Origin of the sequence: Pseudomonas libanensis, from assembly GCF_001439685.1 — a bacterium.
GTDB lineage: Bacteria > Pseudomonadota > Gammaproteobacteria > Pseudomonadales > Pseudomonadaceae > Aquipseudomonas > Aquipseudomonas libanensis.
Genome location: NZ_JYLH01000007.1, coordinates 223,380 through 239,515 on the forward strand (window position 1 = coordinate 223,380; position 16,136 = coordinate 239,515).

General features: G+C 58.5%; 12 protein-coding genes and 3 pseudogenes. 4 read left to right on the forward strand and 11 right to left on the reverse strand.

Translation table 11 applies throughout. From position 1 onward, the window contains the following. Positions 1–279, reverse strand: a pseudogene (locus TU73_RS13530) (NAD(P)-binding domain-containing protein); the annotation flags it as partial. A 140-nt stretch (positions 280–419) separates the two neighbouring features. Here TU73_RS13530 and TU73_RS13535 point away from each other — a divergent pair. Continuing rightward, the gene (locus TU73_RS13535) at positions 420–1,040 is read left to right on the forward strand and encodes a LysE family translocator (protein WP_057012647.1); all 621 of its coding nucleotides are present in this window, start codon (positions 420–422) and stop codon (positions 1,038–1,040) included. Positions 1,041–1,137: 97 nt separating this feature from the next. On the opposite strand, the pseudogene TU73_RS28335 reads toward TU73_RS13535, so the two are convergent. Further along, positions 1,138–1,341: pseudogene (locus tag TU73_RS28335) on the reverse strand (mannonate dehydratase); the annotation flags it as partial. Positions 1,342–1,457: 116 nt separating this feature from the next. On the opposite strand from TU73_RS28335, the gene TU73_RS13545 reads away from it, so the two are divergent. Next, positions 1,458–2,117 carry a hypothetical protein gene (locus tag TU73_RS13545; protein WP_057012649.1) on the forward strand — a complete coding sequence of 220 codons (660 nt, stop codon included), beginning with the start codon at positions 1,458–1,460 and terminating at the stop codon, positions 2,115–2,117. A 131-nt stretch (positions 2,118–2,248) separates the two neighbouring features. On the opposite strand, the pseudogene TU73_RS29350 reads toward TU73_RS13545, so the two are convergent. The 5 genes and pseudogenes from TU73_RS29350 to TU73_RS13565 form a co-directional block, all read right to left on the reverse strand. Next, a pseudogene (locus TU73_RS29350) lies at positions 2,249–2,341 on the reverse strand (oxidoreductase); the annotation flags it as partial. A gap of 109 nt (positions 2,342–2,450) precedes the next feature. Beyond that, the gene (locus TU73_RS13550) at positions 2,451–2,750 is read right to left on the reverse strand and encodes a hypothetical protein (protein WP_057012650.1); all 300 of its coding nucleotides are present in this window, start codon (positions 2,748–2,750) and stop codon (positions 2,451–2,453) included. Between the two features lie 106 nt (positions 2,751–2,856). Next, the gene (locus TU73_RS13555) at positions 2,857–3,219 is read right to left on the reverse strand and encodes a VOC family protein (RefSeq protein ID WP_057012651.1); all 363 of its coding nucleotides are present in this window, start codon (positions 3,217–3,219) and stop codon (positions 2,857–2,859) included. 112 nt (positions 3,220–3,331) lie between these two features. Next, entirely contained in the window at positions 3,332–3,778 is a 447-nt protein-coding gene (locus TU73_RS13560) for a GNAT family N-acetyltransferase (protein ID WP_057012736.1), read from the reverse strand. Between the two features lie 210 nt (positions 3,779–3,988). After that, on the reverse strand, positions 3,989–5,020 hold the full coding sequence (locus TU73_RS13565) for an NADP-dependent oxidoreductase (RefSeq protein WP_057012652.1): 1,032 nt from the start codon (positions 5,018–5,020) through the stop codon (positions 3,989–3,991). A 135-nt stretch (positions 5,021–5,155) separates the two neighbouring features. Between TU73_RS13565 and TU73_RS13570 the strand changes: the two genes are divergently transcribed. Together TU73_RS13570 and TU73_RS13575 are read left to right on the forward strand one after the other, a co-directional pair. Beyond that, positions 5,156–5,743: a TetR/AcrR family transcriptional regulator gene (locus TU73_RS13570; protein ID WP_057012653.1), complete on the forward strand. Its 588-nt coding sequence runs from the start codon at positions 5,156–5,158 to the stop codon at positions 5,741–5,743. A gap of 236 nt (positions 5,744–5,979) precedes the next feature. Next, positions 5,980–6,420: a bleomycin resistance protein gene (locus TU73_RS13575; RefSeq protein ID WP_057012654.1), complete on the forward strand. Its 441-nt coding sequence runs from the start codon at positions 5,980–5,982 to the stop codon at positions 6,418–6,420. Between the two features lie 231 nt (positions 6,421–6,651). Here the strand turns inward: TU73_RS13575 and TU73_RS13580 are convergent, their stop codons facing one another. From TU73_RS13580 to TU73_RS13595, 4 genes are all read right to left on the reverse strand, one after another. Next, positions 6,652–7,200 (reverse strand): hypothetical protein, encoded by a 549-nt coding sequence (locus TU73_RS13580; RefSeq protein ID WP_057012655.1) that lies wholly within the window; start codon positions 7,198–7,200, stop codon positions 6,652–6,654. Positions 7,201–7,219: 19 nt separating this feature from the next. After that, positions 7,220–7,474: a hypothetical protein gene (locus tag TU73_RS13585; protein ID WP_015371087.1), complete on the reverse strand. Its 255-nt coding sequence runs from the start codon at positions 7,472–7,474 to the stop codon at positions 7,220–7,222. Between the two features lie 62 nt (positions 7,475–7,536). Further along, on the reverse strand, positions 7,537–7,851 hold the full coding sequence (locus TU73_RS13590; RefSeq protein ID WP_057012656.1) for a hypothetical protein: 315 nt from the start codon (positions 7,849–7,851) through the stop codon (positions 7,537–7,539). A gap of 11 nt (positions 7,852–7,862) precedes the next feature. Further along, positions 7,863–16,097: a two-partner secretion domain-containing protein gene (locus TU73_RS13595; protein ID WP_057012657.1), complete on the reverse strand. Its 8,235-nt coding sequence runs from the start codon at positions 16,095–16,097 to the stop codon at positions 7,863–7,865. Between the last annotated feature and the right edge of the window lie 39 nt (positions 16,098–16,136).

Genomic DNA, 16,136 nt, shown 5'->3' on the forward strand with positions numbered 1-16,136 from the left:
GGCGACCAGGGAAACCAGGGCTTGCCCTGGCTTGAGGCGTACCTCCCTGGAAAGTCCTTCCACCCCATCGGGGCGCACCCCCAGGAACAACAGGTCCGCCTGATCGACCACGCTTTGGTTGTCGGCCATAACCTCACCCGCCCAGGCCCTGCCCAACTGCCGGGCGCGCTCATGGTTGCGTGGCGACAGCAGCACCCGTCCACTGAAACCGCCACGGCGCAGGCCGATCACCACTTTTTCAGTCAATTCGCCGATGCCCAGGATACCGATGCTCAGCAAGGTGTTTCCTCCGTTTCGAAAGCCCGTGATAGGTGTCGCAGCATCATAGCCAGATTACAAGACCCCGGGCCAACGGGAGGATTGTCCAACCGCGCCGCGTAGCCTTATGCTCATGCCTTTGCCACCCACTCGGAGCTGCCATGGACCTCGCCACCCTCGCCCTCTTCCTCCCCGCCTGCTTCGCCCTGAATATGGCGCCCGGCCCCAATAACCTGCTGTCGGTGAGTAACGCCACCCGCTACGGCTTTCGCACCTCCTGCCTGGCCGGTCTCGGCCGCCTGCTGGCCTTCGCCGGCATGATCGCCCTCGCCTCCGCCGGGTTGGCGGTGGTACTGCAAACGTCGGAGTTGTTGTTCTACGGGATCAAGTTGCTCGGTGCGGCGTACCTGTTTTATCTGGCGTATCAACTGTGGGGGGCCGATCCGCAGAAGGAAGCGCAAACTGCCACACACAAGGTGGGCTTGTGGGCCCTGGCAAGGCAGGAGTTTCTGGTGGCAGCGGGCAATCCGAAAGCCATCCTGATCTTCACCGCCTTCCTCCCCCAGTTCGTGGTGCCAGGCCAACCCATCACCGCACAATTCGCCCTGCTGGGCGCGATGTTCCTGGTCCTGGAATGGGTCGCCATCAGCGCATACGCCTATATGGGCCTGCATATGCGCCGCTGGTTCGCCGAGCCACGTGGCAAGCGCCTCTTCAATCGTTGCTGCGCGGCGTTGTTGTCGGCGGCGGCGACGGTGTTGTTGACTGCGCGCAGGGCTTGAACGCCAGGGTCAACCCACTGCAAACACAGGCGTCGGGTAGAAGCACAATCGAATTACTCCTTCATCCTGCTGCAACGCTGCAATCAAGCGGCTGGCTGAGGTGCGCAGCAGCAAACGCGATTTGATCGAAGCACAGCGCCCAACCGCCATCAGCCAAGCCCAGGCAAGGTCAGTGCGGGTCCAATCCAGCGCCGGCGTGAAGTTGTAGCACACGATATCGATACCGCAATTCGCCGGGTTGCGCACGCTTTACTGATAATTGGCGATGTACCCGTCACGCCGGGCGGCAGCCGCGTTTGAACTTCACTTCCGTGGGATTGAATCAAAGAATAGCAAATGCGGATATGGAAATAAGAGCCTAAACACCTATAATGCCAATTCGATATCATCTTGCTAACCTGACACGCGAAGACCAAAATGACAGCTGCTATTGAGACCGACCGCTTTAAAGCCAAAACCAAATCAAAAGAAGCCTACATCGTCATTGAAAAAACCAAGGAAACTAAAGAGCCAAGAGGCCAAGGCGAACAGACGGTTATCACCTCGCAAAAAACATATTTTTTAGACACGGGAGAAAAAGTCAACAAAGTTAACAGCGCAGACTTTCTGATCATCAAAAAAAACCTCGTAATACGCAAGGTAGAGCCATTCTTCAGCAAGCCATTTATCGTTGACATTAAAACTCTTTTTGACGGCCTTAAAAACCTGGCGTTATGCCTTGCTATGCTTGTGGCGCTTCCGACAATGCAAGCAATGGCGGCGTTAACCTATGATCACCGATTTTTTGTTGTCGCTTTTACCTGGGCCGCTTTAGTGGTGATTATAATGCTCGCTGGATACAATTTCATATGGCTCTATAAAACAATGGAGGCAAAACCAAAATCTAAAGTCTTAGATAAAGCTGCTTGGTTTGTAACTTTTTTAATTGTAGCGTTTATTTTCTTTTGCGCGATAGTTATCACATATCCGAAACTGGTACTCTCGACAGCGGGTTCGAGCTCTGTTATTGACGCCACTAATGCAACACCCAACGAAGTTCCCACCCCTCTTTTGAATAATCTCTGTTCTAAATCCTGAGACATCGCCAAATGACCGCTTTTGGCCGGTTGCTGCCCTCAGTAACTTGCAGCAATCGGACAAGAGCAGCCGTTCATGAACGACGGCCTCGGAACAAAGCCCGCCCTCTGCCCATGACAGCTCAATGTGGGCTGGCAGTCGGACGCACCCGGGCACACCACGGTGACGCGAATCATGTCCGTTTCCTGCCGCAGGCCATCCGAAATAGCCCTTACTGCGAATCGTGCATCATCGCTTCAAGGCAGTGACCACGATGAGCCCGCTGCAATACCAGAAATCCAAAGACACCAACCGGACTCGCCGCCCTGCGTGAAAGTCTAAAGAGCGGCCCACTTATCGATGAGTATCCACCTCTTCAGCCGGATAAAACTCGCCCTTCTTCCCCATCTTTTCCAGCCGTTCGCGCGCGATCAACTCAACGCTGGCCACTGCGGCCTGATCATCAGGGTTGACCAACTGCAAGCACAGGCGTCGCACGTTCTGATCGTGGGTGCCCTCGCTGAGCATTTCGTGGGTGAATACTTGTTCGCCACGCCATAGGCATAGCTGGGTATGCGTGCTGCCGAGCCAGATCTCATTGATGGATCCAAGGTCAGTGGTAGCCAGTTGATCCACGGTGATTGTCTTGTCCATTGCCCTATACCTTACCCATGATTGGATACAGGTAGACTTCCAGGCACAGTCGGTCGTTCCCGGCGTGTGCGGTTCAACTGCGCCGATGCACAATGATGTCGAGGGCTTAAGACTCAGGATCAGCTGACCACACCGCCAGCTCGTAGCCATCTGGGTCGATGAAGTGAAAACGGCGTCCACCTGGGAATGAGAAAACCTCACGGCTGATCGTCGCGCCCGCTGCTTTGAGCCTGAGTTCGGTTCGGTCTAGATCGTCGGCATACAGAATGACTAAGGGGCCTCCCGGCCTCACCGGTTCTCCCGTGGTGAATCCACCGGTCATACGACCGTCGCTGAACTCGCAATATGTCGTGCCATAGTCCACGAAGCTCCAATCGAATGCGCTTGCATAAAAGTCCTTGCTTCGGGATATGTCGACGACATTGAACTCGATGTTGTCGATTTGACGGTCTTTTCCTCGGATTCCCATTAACGTTTCCTGGCTGACTGGAAAGAGACAAGCTTAGAGCATAACGATGTCCCTATGCACCGGTGTGAATTACTCGGCCTGGTGAATGACCGCAGGCCGATAACTGCCCGCCTCAGGTGTCCCCAAGCAACATGATATGGGTGGCGTGGGCATCATCTGTTCGCTTGAAACCACAGTGCGTATAAAACGCGTTTCCTTCAGACGTATCAGTGCAAAGACGCACGATCTGAAACCTGAGAGCGGCACGTGCAACAAGCGCCTTCACTAGCGTCTGTCCCACATGTTGCCCCCTTGACGAAGCTGCGACGTATACCCGTCGCAGTCTAGCCGCATTACTTCCAGCGTATGGATCAACTGACAGACCTCCAATGCCTATCAGTTGCTGGTTCACATAGGCCGCCATCAGGCACTCGCCGGGGGCATCAAAGCGGTTTACCCCGGATTGCCACTCGGTAATCAGCCGTGTGAGGAACCTGAAACCTTCACCAACGGCCTCTTTTTCCAGCGCCAGGATCTGTGGTGGAAGCTGCGCGATCTGTTGAATCTCAAATCGTTTCATAACATCCCTGTCCTGATATGAGCTCGTTTTGCTGCTGAGAATATTCATTTAAACCCCGCCACCGTTGCCGGATCACTTCTCGGGTTTATAGAGGCTTGGCCGCGACGTCACCCTGGTAGCACATCAGTGCACAAAGCCCCCTGCCCCTGCACACCGTGCTGTGGAGCCAGGACAGAGGCATGAAATGGGCAGAGTTCCAGCTATACCGGTTTACGCCTCACCCACCTGGACTATCGTCTTGCCAAAGTTACGTCCCTTGAGTTGGTCGATCAAAGCCTGCGGCGCCGTATGCAATCCATGGGTAATCTGTTCGCGATAACTCAATTTTCCATCGGCGATCCACTGGCCCGCTTCCTCAAGAAAATCAGCTAGCTGCTCTTGCGCATATTCCGTCTGGATGAAACCACGCAGGGTCAGGCTCTTGCCCATAATTTGCGCCATCGTGTTGGAGAGGCGATCGGTGTGTTCCTGGGCACCGGACGGTTTCTCGTATTGAGAAATTACCCCGCAGACAGGTACGCGAGCGTAAGTATTCAAGAGCGGCAGCACGGCGTCCCAGATTTTTCCGCCGACACTTTCAAAGTAGACGTCAATCCCGCCCGGGCAGGCTTTGGCCAGTTGTTCCGCGAAGTCTGGCGCGTTGTAATCGGCCACTGCATCGAAATGCAGTTCGTCCTTCACGTAAGAGAGCTTCTGCGCCCCGGTAGTGATGCCTACCGCTCGCGCACCACGTAGACGGGCGATTTGTCCGACCATAGAGCCGACCGCGCCGCTGGCAGCCGCAACCACTACGGTTTCGCCCGGCTTGGGCTTGCCAATGTTACGCAAGCCCGCATAGGCCGTGAAACCAGTCATTCCAAGCACGCCCAGTGCGGTGGAAGGCGGCGCCAGGTCTGGATCAAGTCGACGCAGGTCGCTGCCGTCTGAAACAGCAAAGCGTTTCCATCCGGAAAAAGCCAATACCCAAGCACCGACTTGCCAATCGGGGTGATGGGACGCCCTCACACGGGACACCGTAGCACCGACGATGACCTGATCGATCTCGATAGGATCGTTATAGGACTTTTCAGCCCTCATCCACCAGCGCATGTAAGGGTCAATGGAGAGGTAAATGGTTTCCAGCAGAACTTCGCGCTCGCCAGGTATCGGTACGGCTACATCCTCAAGACGTAGGTCGGATGGCTTCAAGTCTCCATCTGGACGCGCCGCCAATACGACCTGCTGATTCGATAGGTTTGTCATTACATTCTCGCGCTTAGGTTGATCAAATGATGCAGTAGGCAGCTCCCGCCGCACTCACATACAAAATGTATGCGATTAATGTATTAACATACGCTCTGCATGTCAATGCATTCATGATTTAGTAAGGAGAGCCTGATGGCGCGACAAAAACGTGCAGATATGATTGCATCAACGCGCAGCAAATTGATCGCGGCAGGCCGCAAAGCCTTTGCAGAGAAGGGCTACGCCGAAACTGCCATGGAGGATCTGACAGCGGATGCCGAACTGACACGCGGCGCGCTCTATCACCACTTCGGTGGCAAGAAAGGCCTGCTGGAAGCCGTGATTGCCCAGATAGACGAAGAATCCTCGGCGCGCCTACGTGCAGTCGTGGAAACAGCAGATACGCCGTGGGAGGGTTTCGTTGAGGAGTGCGTCGAGTGGATCAAGCTTGCACTTGAACCGGAAATTCAACGTATCGTGCTGCTGGATGGCCCTGCGGTTCTTGGCGATCCGGCGCGGGCCGCCAGCCAAAGCGCGTGCCTTGCCAGCACCATGCACAGCATTCAGGTGTTGATCGATCAGAACGTCGTCAAACCCGTGGATGCACAGGCGACTGCCTACCTCGTCAACGGCGCAGCCTTGAATGCGTCTCTGTGGATCGCTAGTTCGGCTGATCCACACCTGGCATCGACGCAAGCAATCGCCAGCTTTCGTATTTTGCTATCGGGGCTGCTGCGATAGGGGAGTAAGCTTGCTCTCCTTGGAGCCTGACAGCCGACCGCTATCTAACTGATACTCTACGATCCAAATGTGGGAGGGGGCTTGCCCGCGAAGACGTCAGCCCAGCAAACATTGATGTTGGCTGACCCGCCGCTATCGAGAGCAAGCCCCCTCCCACATTTGAATCGCGGCGCATTGGTTGGATACTGACACCTGTCCGCCTGCAAAAATGGGCCTTGTGGAATGGAAGTCATCTCATGTTCGAACGTAACAAACTGGTTCCGGAGTTAATGGTTACCAACCTGCAGAGCAGCTTGGCGTTTTGGGTTTCCTGCCTGGGGTTCAAAGTAGCTTATCAACGCCCGGAAGATGGGTTTGCATACCTTGATTTGAATGGGGCTCAAGTAATGCTTGAGCAGATTGATTCGCACGCGGGTCAATGGCTGACGGCGCCGTTGAGCAGGCCGTTTGGAAGAGGCATGAACCTACAGATTGATATTGAAGCTGTCGCCCCCGTCATCCAAAAACTTGATCAGGCTGGTGTTTCACTCTATCGAGAATGCAAAGACACCTGGTATCGGGCTGAAAATGTAGAAGTAGGCCAGCGAGAATTCATCGTCCAGGATGCCGACGGTTATCTCGTAAGGTTGGTAGAGCGGTTGGCCGAGCGTCCGCTCTCGGTCGAAAATGGTCGTTAGTAAGCGGCAGCTATCGGCCAAAAGCGGACGACCAACTCGGTTCTGGTTTCGCCCAGCTTGCCTCCTCCGCAAGTGCAAGCTGGCTCACTTCTCTGCCTCTTGGATACGCCTGGTATGTCAAGTCGGCTAAAGGCCACGCCCCCGATGCGCATTGATTCGGCTCACGTTTAGGTTTGAACTATCCGCAATGTCCGGATAGCCACCTATCGCTGGAATTCTGAATACGCTAAGCTAAAAGGCATCCAATGCTCTACACAGCCCTGCCTTCTCAACAGGCTCGCTTTCAGGTTTTCCAGCTGGGTTTAAGCGCTGCAACGCGACCAGGCACTGGCCACCGTCCAGCAGGATCAGTTCGTAATCTTGCCCGGCCTTGGGGGTGAAGTGAAAGCTCTGCCTGCAGCTATAGGAATTGCCGCCAGAAACATAGCCCTCACTCTGGAAGTTCATGGCAAAAGGCTTGTTCGCCGGCACCTTCAGTTCGCTTCGCGCCGAGCCTTGCGCCTCCACCCGGCGGTTGCTCTCGGGCATGCCCAGGCTGCGGCCATTATTCTGACCCGCAAAGCCGGATTCGGATACGGCCATCACCCCGGCGCCAGGCACACGCCAGTCGATGCAGTCACGGCCCGGCACACCGCGCGCCACGCCATTGGTGATCACGCGCAAGCGTGCGGTATCCCCTGCTGTGGGTTCAACATAGGGCGTGTTGTAAGCACGGATATTGGAAATATTGCCGCAGCCACTCACGGCCACGGCCAGGCCGGCTATCAGAAACGCTCTCATGGAAGTCCTTTTTTGAGGCTTAACGGCAGTGATAAGGACTTTCGCTGCTCAGTTCCTCGCCGGTCCGGGCATCGCGAATGATGACCGTCGCCCCCGGCGCATTGAGGCAGAACGCATTGCGTATGGGGTAAATGTTATGGCCCTCGGCGGTGAACGTGCCGAGCTTGGTTAACGGGGCGCCGGAGGCGTCCTGAGCCGTCACGGTGTACTCACCCGACATGGTCAGACAGCCGCTCAGTAACAGCAGCAAGGTGGCGCAGATTGCATATTTCACAGGTGATGTCCCTATCGTGTTGAGTGACGAACCCTCAAAAAGAGGGCGGTTTTTTTGTGGTTTCATTGCGCCGACTCACAGGCCTTCAACGGTTCTTGGGTGCGCAACGCACAGACGTCAAAACCATCACGCCGGGTGTAGCCCGAGCGCTTCATACACACAAAGCGCTGCGCCCGCTCCTGGAAGCTGGCATTGGGATCGATGCCGGAGCCATTCTTCTCACCGCAAGCCAACATGGAGGCCAAGACATCCTTGCTGCTCGCGCCGGGTTTCTCCCATAAGTCCGCATCAGCCGCCGGGGGCTGAAAGGGCTCGCTGAAACAGGCGGTGACGAGGGTAGCAAGCAGCAGCGCCAATGCCATAGGTTTAAGCCACATGATCAATCTCCTTATTTTCTTGGGCTGACAGGCACCAGCACCGGCTTGCCTTGCGGCCAATATCTTGCGCAGGCTTGCGCACCACTGCCATAACAGCTGTGCATGGTCGTATCACCGGTGAAGACATTGCCCAACTCCTTGAGCAAGCTGCTGCCCTCAGGTATTACGCCGCCAGTACCCGGGTTATTGCCCATGAAGAACCACCTGCCCACCGGGTCGTTGTTATGAACTTCGTATTTAAGAACCATCTTCGCCTGTTCGACTGGGTCGGTGACGGCCGAACGGTTTTGCAAAAAGGCCAACTGTTCATCGGCGGTGTAAACATTGAACGCTCCACCGAAGTTATACACCGTAGTCTTGCTGAGTAACCCGGCAGCATCAGGCATGTTGTAAATGGATTGTCGGGAGTTGCCACCGGTCATAGTGCCGCGACTGTGTTCAGTCAGGTGCAAGCCAGTGGCGCCATAGTCGAGCTGCAGCTGGCGCGAGGCCGCGGTGTAGTTGGTCAAGCCGAAAAAGTCGTTATCCATCGCCTTCTGATACCCGGCAATCAACAGCTCCGACAGGGTATTGCCCGCCTTGGGAAACCACATGAAATACTGTGGCCCGGTCGCACCAGGGTCGCGATGCTGAGCCGCGTATTTAGCCGCGGCTTTGTCGTCGTTGAAAATGCCATTGAGGGCTACGTTGATCACGTTGTTTTCATCCGCCTGCAGATGTTGCCTTTCTGCATCACCCACTACACGGAACAACGGCTTGTGGTCCGCGCCTTCCTTCACATTGCCCTGTTCATCCAGCTCCAGCGCCAACATCTGTGGCGGCGTTTTGAACATGGTGCGATACGCCTCATCGGTAAACTGCACCCCTTGGCGATAGGCCTCATTCTTGATCGACTGCTCCGCCTCGGCGGTACGCTGCAGTTTGTCCAGGTCCTGACGCTCGGCGCCAACATGGGAGTGGGCGGTGTCACGGTTAAGGCTGGCCACGGTTTGACTGGCATCACGGCCGGTCAATTGCTGCTGGCGGTAGGCATCGGTAATGAGGATATTGCCGGCACTCACCGCGCTCAGCGTGTTGCCCTCGGAAGAGTCCGAAGCCTTCCCTGCATCCAGGTAGTTGCTGAACAAGGCCTTGCTGGCGCCGTACATGCCCTGGCCGACAAAGTCGCTGCTGAGGGTGAGCCCACTGCTGTCGGCGCTGGCCTTGGCGCTGTTGTGCAGGTCAGCGGTGGTCAATGAGCCGGTACTCAAGCTGTTCTTGCTATCGGCAATCGCCTTGTCGTTGCTGGCGATCACGCCGCCCACCAAGTGGGTGTTGCCCTTGACCTGGATATCAAAACCACCGTCGCCGGCCCGAATGCCGCTCTGCTCAGTGACACTTTCAAAGTTGGATTTCTGAATGCCTTTGTTCTGACTCAACGTGAAGCTCGATGAGCCGATGCAGAATGGCGGCACGCAAATACTCACGCCCACGCCCAGGCTAGTCTGTTTGGCCTTGTAGGTACTGGTGTCCTGCAGGCTTTCGACACTGAAATCACCGCCCACATCGGCCGTGACTTGCTTGCCGCTCACCACTGCGCCCTTGAGTCGGGTATCGCCACCGGAATCGAGCGAGACCTTATTACCGGCGTCCACATGGGTATTGCTCCAGACCACATCATCGCCATCGGCCTTGCCGCGGTTTTGGGACGCCCCTGCGTTAAAACTGATGCCAGTGGTTTGGCCGCCGATGGCAATGCCAATCCCAAGGCTGGCGTTGCTGCCCTTTTCGGTCGTGCGCTGTAGCACCGTGTTTTGCGCGGCCAGCAAGGCAATAGCGCCGTCGGCCTTGAGGTTAACGTCATGGCCGGCGGTGATCTGGCTGCCTTGTACGGTCAGGTTACTGTTCTTGCCGGCGCCGGCCGCGGTAATGTTGACATCACCACCGGCCAACACCGACGAGCTGGCGGCCGAATTGGAGGTCTGCTCGGTTTTACTTTCCTTCTTGCTGGTGCCGGCCGAAATGCTGATATTGATGCCGCCGGCCATGGACCGGTCCTTGTCATACTGGATATAGCCGTTGCCCGCCCCCATCAGGGTGTTGACCAGCGCCAGTGTTTTGAGCCGGCCATCATCGGTGCGGTCGGACGCGGTTTTCATGCGCTGGGCGGTCTGCACGGCTTCGATCACCGGGTTGGTTACGGTAATCGTGAGGCCGCCTTGCTTGAACTTGGTCTCCTGGGTGATGTGTTGCTGGTCACGGGCCTCAAGGATATCGACCAACCGCGCGGCAATGTTCACATCGCCCTTGGGCGCCGTCACTTGGCTGCCGACCTGGCGGTAGGCATTGCCGGCCAGGATACTCACGTTGCCATCGGTGGTGCCGATGGTGCTGGCCGCCGCCGTTTCCCTGTCGGTACGGTTTTTGTCGCTGCGCTGCTGGCTGCCGATGGTCACCGCGATGGCGCCACCGCTGAACAGCCCGCTTTGCTTGACCTCCTTGAAGTGCTGTTCGCTGAGCTGGTCGGTGGCGGCCACCACATTCACATCGTGCCCGGCCACTAGGGTGGTGCCACTGGTGGAGACCACGTTACTGCCGTGCACATTCAAGTCATTGTCGGCCTTGACCCACGCGGTCTCGCCACTGAGGGTGGTGGCCTGGGCGCGGGTTTCACTCACGGTGTCGCGGGTTGTAGTGGTCTTGCTGGAGAACAAGCTGTTACTGCCGGTGACCTTATGGGCCTCGTCGACAAAGTTGTAGCTCTGGCTGGTGCTTAAATTGACGTCGCGGCCTGTCGAAACGGTGACCCCGCCCTGCTCGCTGACGACCTTGGCGCCTCGGGCATTGAGGTCATTGTCGGCGATCAGGCGTACCTCGCCCTCACCCTGGATAACACTGCCGACATCGGTGCGGCTCGCGTCCTTGCGCCAGTTGCTGGCGTTCCATTGCACGCTTTGTTCACGGCTCTGGGTCACCGTGCCCAGGTTGATATCGTGGCCAGCAACCACCGTGGTCTTGCCGTCCTTGCCGGAACTGACGATCTGCGCCGCACTCAGGTTGATATCGCGCGCCGCGTTCACCACCAGTTCACCCTTGGCATCGGAGACAAACAACCCGGCAACCCGCGAAATACCCGTGGCGGTGCCCTGGGCACTTTCGGTGTTGCGCGTGGTGGACACCATGTTGATATCGCGACCGGCAACCGTATTCAAGCGCGTGGAGGCATCGATCAACCCGCCGAGGTTGTTCAAGTCGGTGCGGGCTTTTACCTCCACCTCGCTACCGGTCAGGCGCCCGCCCAGGTTCTGCAGGTTGTCGGCGGAAATCGCCAGCACGCTGCGCCCGGCGATCGTACCGCGGTTAACCAGGTCGCCTTGTAGCTTGAGGTCGACCACGTTGCCCGCCATTAGTGCACCGGAACCATCCAGGTCGCCGTCGCGCACCCGCACATACACCTGCGGCACCAACGCCTGCGTCACGCTGCCGTCGGCAAGGGTCACGTCCTTCTTCACCAGCCAGACGATGTCGCTGGTCAACTGGGCCATTTGCTCAGGGCTGAGCGCCACACCCGGCACCAGCTTCCACTTGCCGGCGTAGGTCAGCGCACTGTCGAGCAACGCGCGGTACTGGGTCTCATCATTGGCGTAGCCGTCGAGGAAGCGTCTGCCGGTGAGTTGGGCGATCTGTTCGCGGATCAGTTTTTGCTCATAGAAACCATCGCCCAGCCGCATAAGGGTCAGGCCCGGATCCAGTTGCAGCCGATCCAGCATATAGTTGGAAGACAACCAGGAACGATAACTGGTGAAACGCGGGTCGCTCTCCACCAGATAGTTCGGGTTGGCCTGGGGATTGAGGTGGAACAGGCTGTTGTCCGGCACCTGCACATTAAGCCCGCCGGTACGGATTGACTCACCTACGCCTCCCGCCGCCGTCGCTTGCAGCGCCGCCACTTCCAGCACCGGGCCAGGCGCTCGGCCCTTGCCCACATTGACCTTGGCCGCACTGGCACCGCCGGCAGCCTGATCGACGCTACTGGTCAGGCGAGTGCCGAGTTGCAGGCCGCTGCCGGTATGGGCGGTGTTTTGCAGGTACTGGGTTGGCCGCAGGAAAATATCCGTGACGCTGGCGGCCGGGTTGTAGGCGGCTGTCGAACGGCCCTGACGGTCACGGCCCTTGCGATGGATGCGATACAAATGGCTGAACGTGCCACTGTCCGTCACCGTCTGCTGCCCGGTGACTTCGGTGTTGTTGAGCTGTCCGATAGTGCCCACCAACGTGCCGCCGGCGATGATCCGGCTCTTGTCGTTCAACACCGAATTGGCGGTCAGCAGCATTGAGCCGCCGGAAAGGATTTCACCCGGGTCCGAGGTGAGTATCTGGGTCTGGGTAGTGGTACGAGTGTAGTCGTAGCGGTTGTAGTTATCGGCCACGCCCTCGGGGCTGACCAAGTGGCTGACTTCGTCGTTGTAGAGTGAGATCTGATCCGGGCGATAGCGATTGGCAGAGCCGGTGTGCTGGAACTCCTGGACGCCTTCGCGGCTGACCTCAACCACTTGGGTGCTGAAGTGTTCGTTGGTATTGCGCAACTCGGCACTGTTAAGGCTCAGCCCGCCGAGTGCTTCGATACTTGCGCTGGCGTTATGCACCAGCCCGGCCTGGCCGGTGGCCTGGCCCTGGGCATCCAGCGCGCCGCCGATCAACAAGTCACCGGCACTGAAAAGCATGGCGTGCTCACGGTTGACCAGCGTCCCGACGCCAATGTCCAGGCGTTCGCGCGCGGCGATCACGGCCGCTCGGGCATCTTCCACATCATTGGTCAGTTGCCCCGCCGCAATGGATACGTGATCACCATAAATACGGCCGCTGCCAAGGTTGTTGAGCACCTGGGTATTGATTCGGGTGATCTGGGCATCGATCAAGCCACGGTTATTCAGGGTATCCCCCACATCGAGGGTCAATTGCGCGGCACTGATCTCACCGTTGGCGCGGTTTTCAACCCCACCGCTCGATACCCGCAATTGCTTGCCGGCCTGAACCCCACCCTGGTTGTCAAGCGTGCCTTGCAGGGTCACCTCTAGATTACCGTTGGCTTGCAGTTTGCCGGTATTGACCAACCCCGAAGCCAGGTTGAGGCTGATGTCGCCCAGGCTAAACACGCGGCCATCGCCACTGAGGCTGGCGCTGGTCAGGCCGAGCCGTTCTCCGGCGATCAATGTACCGGCACTGTTGAGCAGCGCTTGGTCTGCGTTGATCGACACTTGCTTGCTCGACGAGATCAGGCCCGCACTGTTGTCCAACTGCCCGGTACTGTTGACGCTCAGCAACTGGTCGGCACGAATGGCACCCGAGCGGTTAAGCAACTGCGCCAGGTTCAGGGCTAACGACTGCCCCTCTACGCCCTGGTTGCTCCCTTGGGTCTGCTGGTTATCCAACTGTCCTGCATCGACCGTCAAGGTGCCCCCGGCACGCAGCAGGCCGCCGACGTTATCGAGGTGACCGCTGCCGATGTCCAGCCGCGCGTTCCCCAGGCTCTGCAGCTGGCCGCCGCGATTGCTCAGGCCGCCAGCGGTTAGCAGCAGGCTCTTTTCACTGCTGAGTACACCGGCGTCGAGGTTATCGACCTGCGCGGCATGGATCGCCACGTCGCCTTTACTGCCGATAAAGCCGGCGTTGTTGTTCAGGTTGCCGGAGCGCAGCGTGATACCGGCCTGCCCGAGGATGCCATTGGCGCTGCCCGAGTCAGTATTGGTCAACGTTTGCCCATGGGTGTCGAGTGTGATCGCACCGCTACCCTGGATAAGCCCGGCCTGGTTCTTGAGCTCACCACTGCGCAGGTCCACGGTGCCGCTGCCGATAATGGCGCCGCGCTGGTTTGACAGGCCTTGCCCGGCACTGTCGAGCAACAAGGCCGCGCCACTGATCAACCCATCGTCGTTATTCAGGCCCAGGCTGGTAATTGTCACGCCTTGCCGGGCCTGCACCACACCGCCGATGTTATCGAACGCGCCCTGGCTCACCGTCAGCACCAGCGGCCCGCCGACCGAACCCACGGTGCCCTGCCGGTTACGCAATGCGTCGGCGCTGACACAGAGTGCGCCGATGGCCGCCAGCGTGCCGTGGTCATTGTTCACCTGCCCGCCGGACAGCGTGAGGCTGTCGCCCGCAGTGATCTTGCCTTGCGCGTTGAGCAACTGCCCGGTACTCAACTGTGCGCCCTTGGCTGCGGCCAGCGTGCCCGCACTGTTGTCCAACAGCGTATGCGCGGTGACCTTGAGGTTGCCGGCCACCGCCGCCTGAACCGCGCCGCCTTGATTGAGCAAGCGATCAGCCGTCAGGCTGATATCACTGTCACTGGCCACTGTGGCGCCCGTGTTGTCCAGCAGGCCCATGGTGTCGATGCGCAACGTGCCCGCGCCGGTCTGCAGGATGTTCCCCTGCCGATTGGACAGTTGGTTGGCGTCGATTTGAATCTGCCGGGCTACGGTGGTGGCGCCGTCCAGTACCGCGTCGGCAACGGTGACTTGCAGTAGCCCATTGCTCTGCAGGCTGCCTTGGGCACCTGTCAGCGCCTGGCCCTGAAGGGTCAGGCTGCCCGTGCCGGCATGCTCGATCCTGCCCTTGGCATTGGACAGGCGCGCCGCCGAAAGGCGTACGTCGGTCGCATTGCTGGCGATGCGTCCTTCGGTGTTATCCAGGCTGTCGGACACAGCAATCACCGTGGCGCCCTTGCCGACCTGGACGATTTCACCTTGGCGGTTGGACAGGCTGCCGGCGGCCAATTGCACACCTTCGGTGTTGATTTTGGCACTGTCGGTGGTCAGGGTTTGTCGCACCGCTGTGCTCAACGTCCCTGTCGCGTCCAACGCTGCACCGCTTAAGTCAGCGCCGCCCGTGCGGGCAGTAAGCATGACATTGTGCGCAGCGGTCTTACTCGCATTGAGGTCAAGGTTCTCGGCGCTCAACTGCAGATCCCCGGCAGCAATCGCCGAGCCTTGGTGCTTGAGCGTCTGGCTGGCGCTGACGCGCAGTGCGCCATTGCCACTGACCGCGCCGTCAGCTGCCACACCTGCGCCCAATATCGACTTGCTGGCGTTGTCGATGGTTTGGGCGGTCAGGGTCAAGTCCTGCTGCGCAGCCACCACCCCTTGGTTGTTGATATCGCCACGACTGGACAGCGTCGCGGCGCCCTTGCTGTACAGCGAACCGCTGTTATCGATGCCCAGCTGGCTGTCCACCTGCAGGTTCTGACTGCTGCTGATTTGCCCGCTGTTGCCCAGGCGCCCGTCGGCGCTGATGACCACATCGCCGGCACTCGAACCTATTTGCCCGGCATTGCGCACGCCCAGGCCGGCTTCGGTACCCACCAACTTGATTTTGCCGGCATACATGCCACCCAGCTGCGCCACGTCAATGGCGACCTGGGGCTTATCGCCGGAACCGTTGATGACCGTCGCCTGGGTATTGTCGGCATTGACCTGGTTGGCGCCACTGGTCACCCGCAGGTCCTTGGCCCAGATACCGGCATTGACCTCGACCGAGCGTGCGATGACATCGGTAAAGTCGGTCTGCGATGCGTCCAGGCCCTTGCCGGAGATAACCACCTTGCCGCTTTCAACGCGGTAGCCTTGCAATTGGCCGTCCTGCATCTGCGCACTGCCGCTGGTCAAGGTGGCACGGTTGGCGTTGATAAAACCACAGCCGTCACAGGCGATGCCCGACGGGTTGGCGATCACCACCTGGGCTCGGTCACCGGCGACTTCGATGTAACCACGCAATTGGCTGGGGTTGCTGCTGTTGACCTCATTAAGGATCACCCGCGCCGTACCGCCGGCCAAATGCGCATTGCCCTCGATCCAGCCACCCAGCTGAGTTTGGGTATTGGTGCGCGCATTGTTGAGGATCGCGCCTTGGGCATTAACGTCGAACTGGCTGTAGGTGTTACGTGACACCCCTGCCGCACTCGGGGCCTGAATGTTGACTTGGGGCACACCGTTTGCGGCGTTGATAATCACCGGTTGCTGGCCGGGCGCAGCGCCACGGTCAGCCACAATATCGCCCCAGGCCAGCGGCGAGGCCAATGTGATCAAGCCCAACGCCGCCATCAATGAGAACCGCAGGGGACGCAGTGTCAGCACAGTGTTCAAGACGACAGGGGCGACACCGATCCTGGTGCCTGAGGCTTTTTTGCTGCCCAGCACGTTTTCGGCCACTACCATCAGCAGGCCACGGGCTTTGTTAAAAACGATCCTGTAGAGGTGTTTGTTCATGACGATCCCTGTGTCTTGAAAGCTCTAAAATGCCGCAGG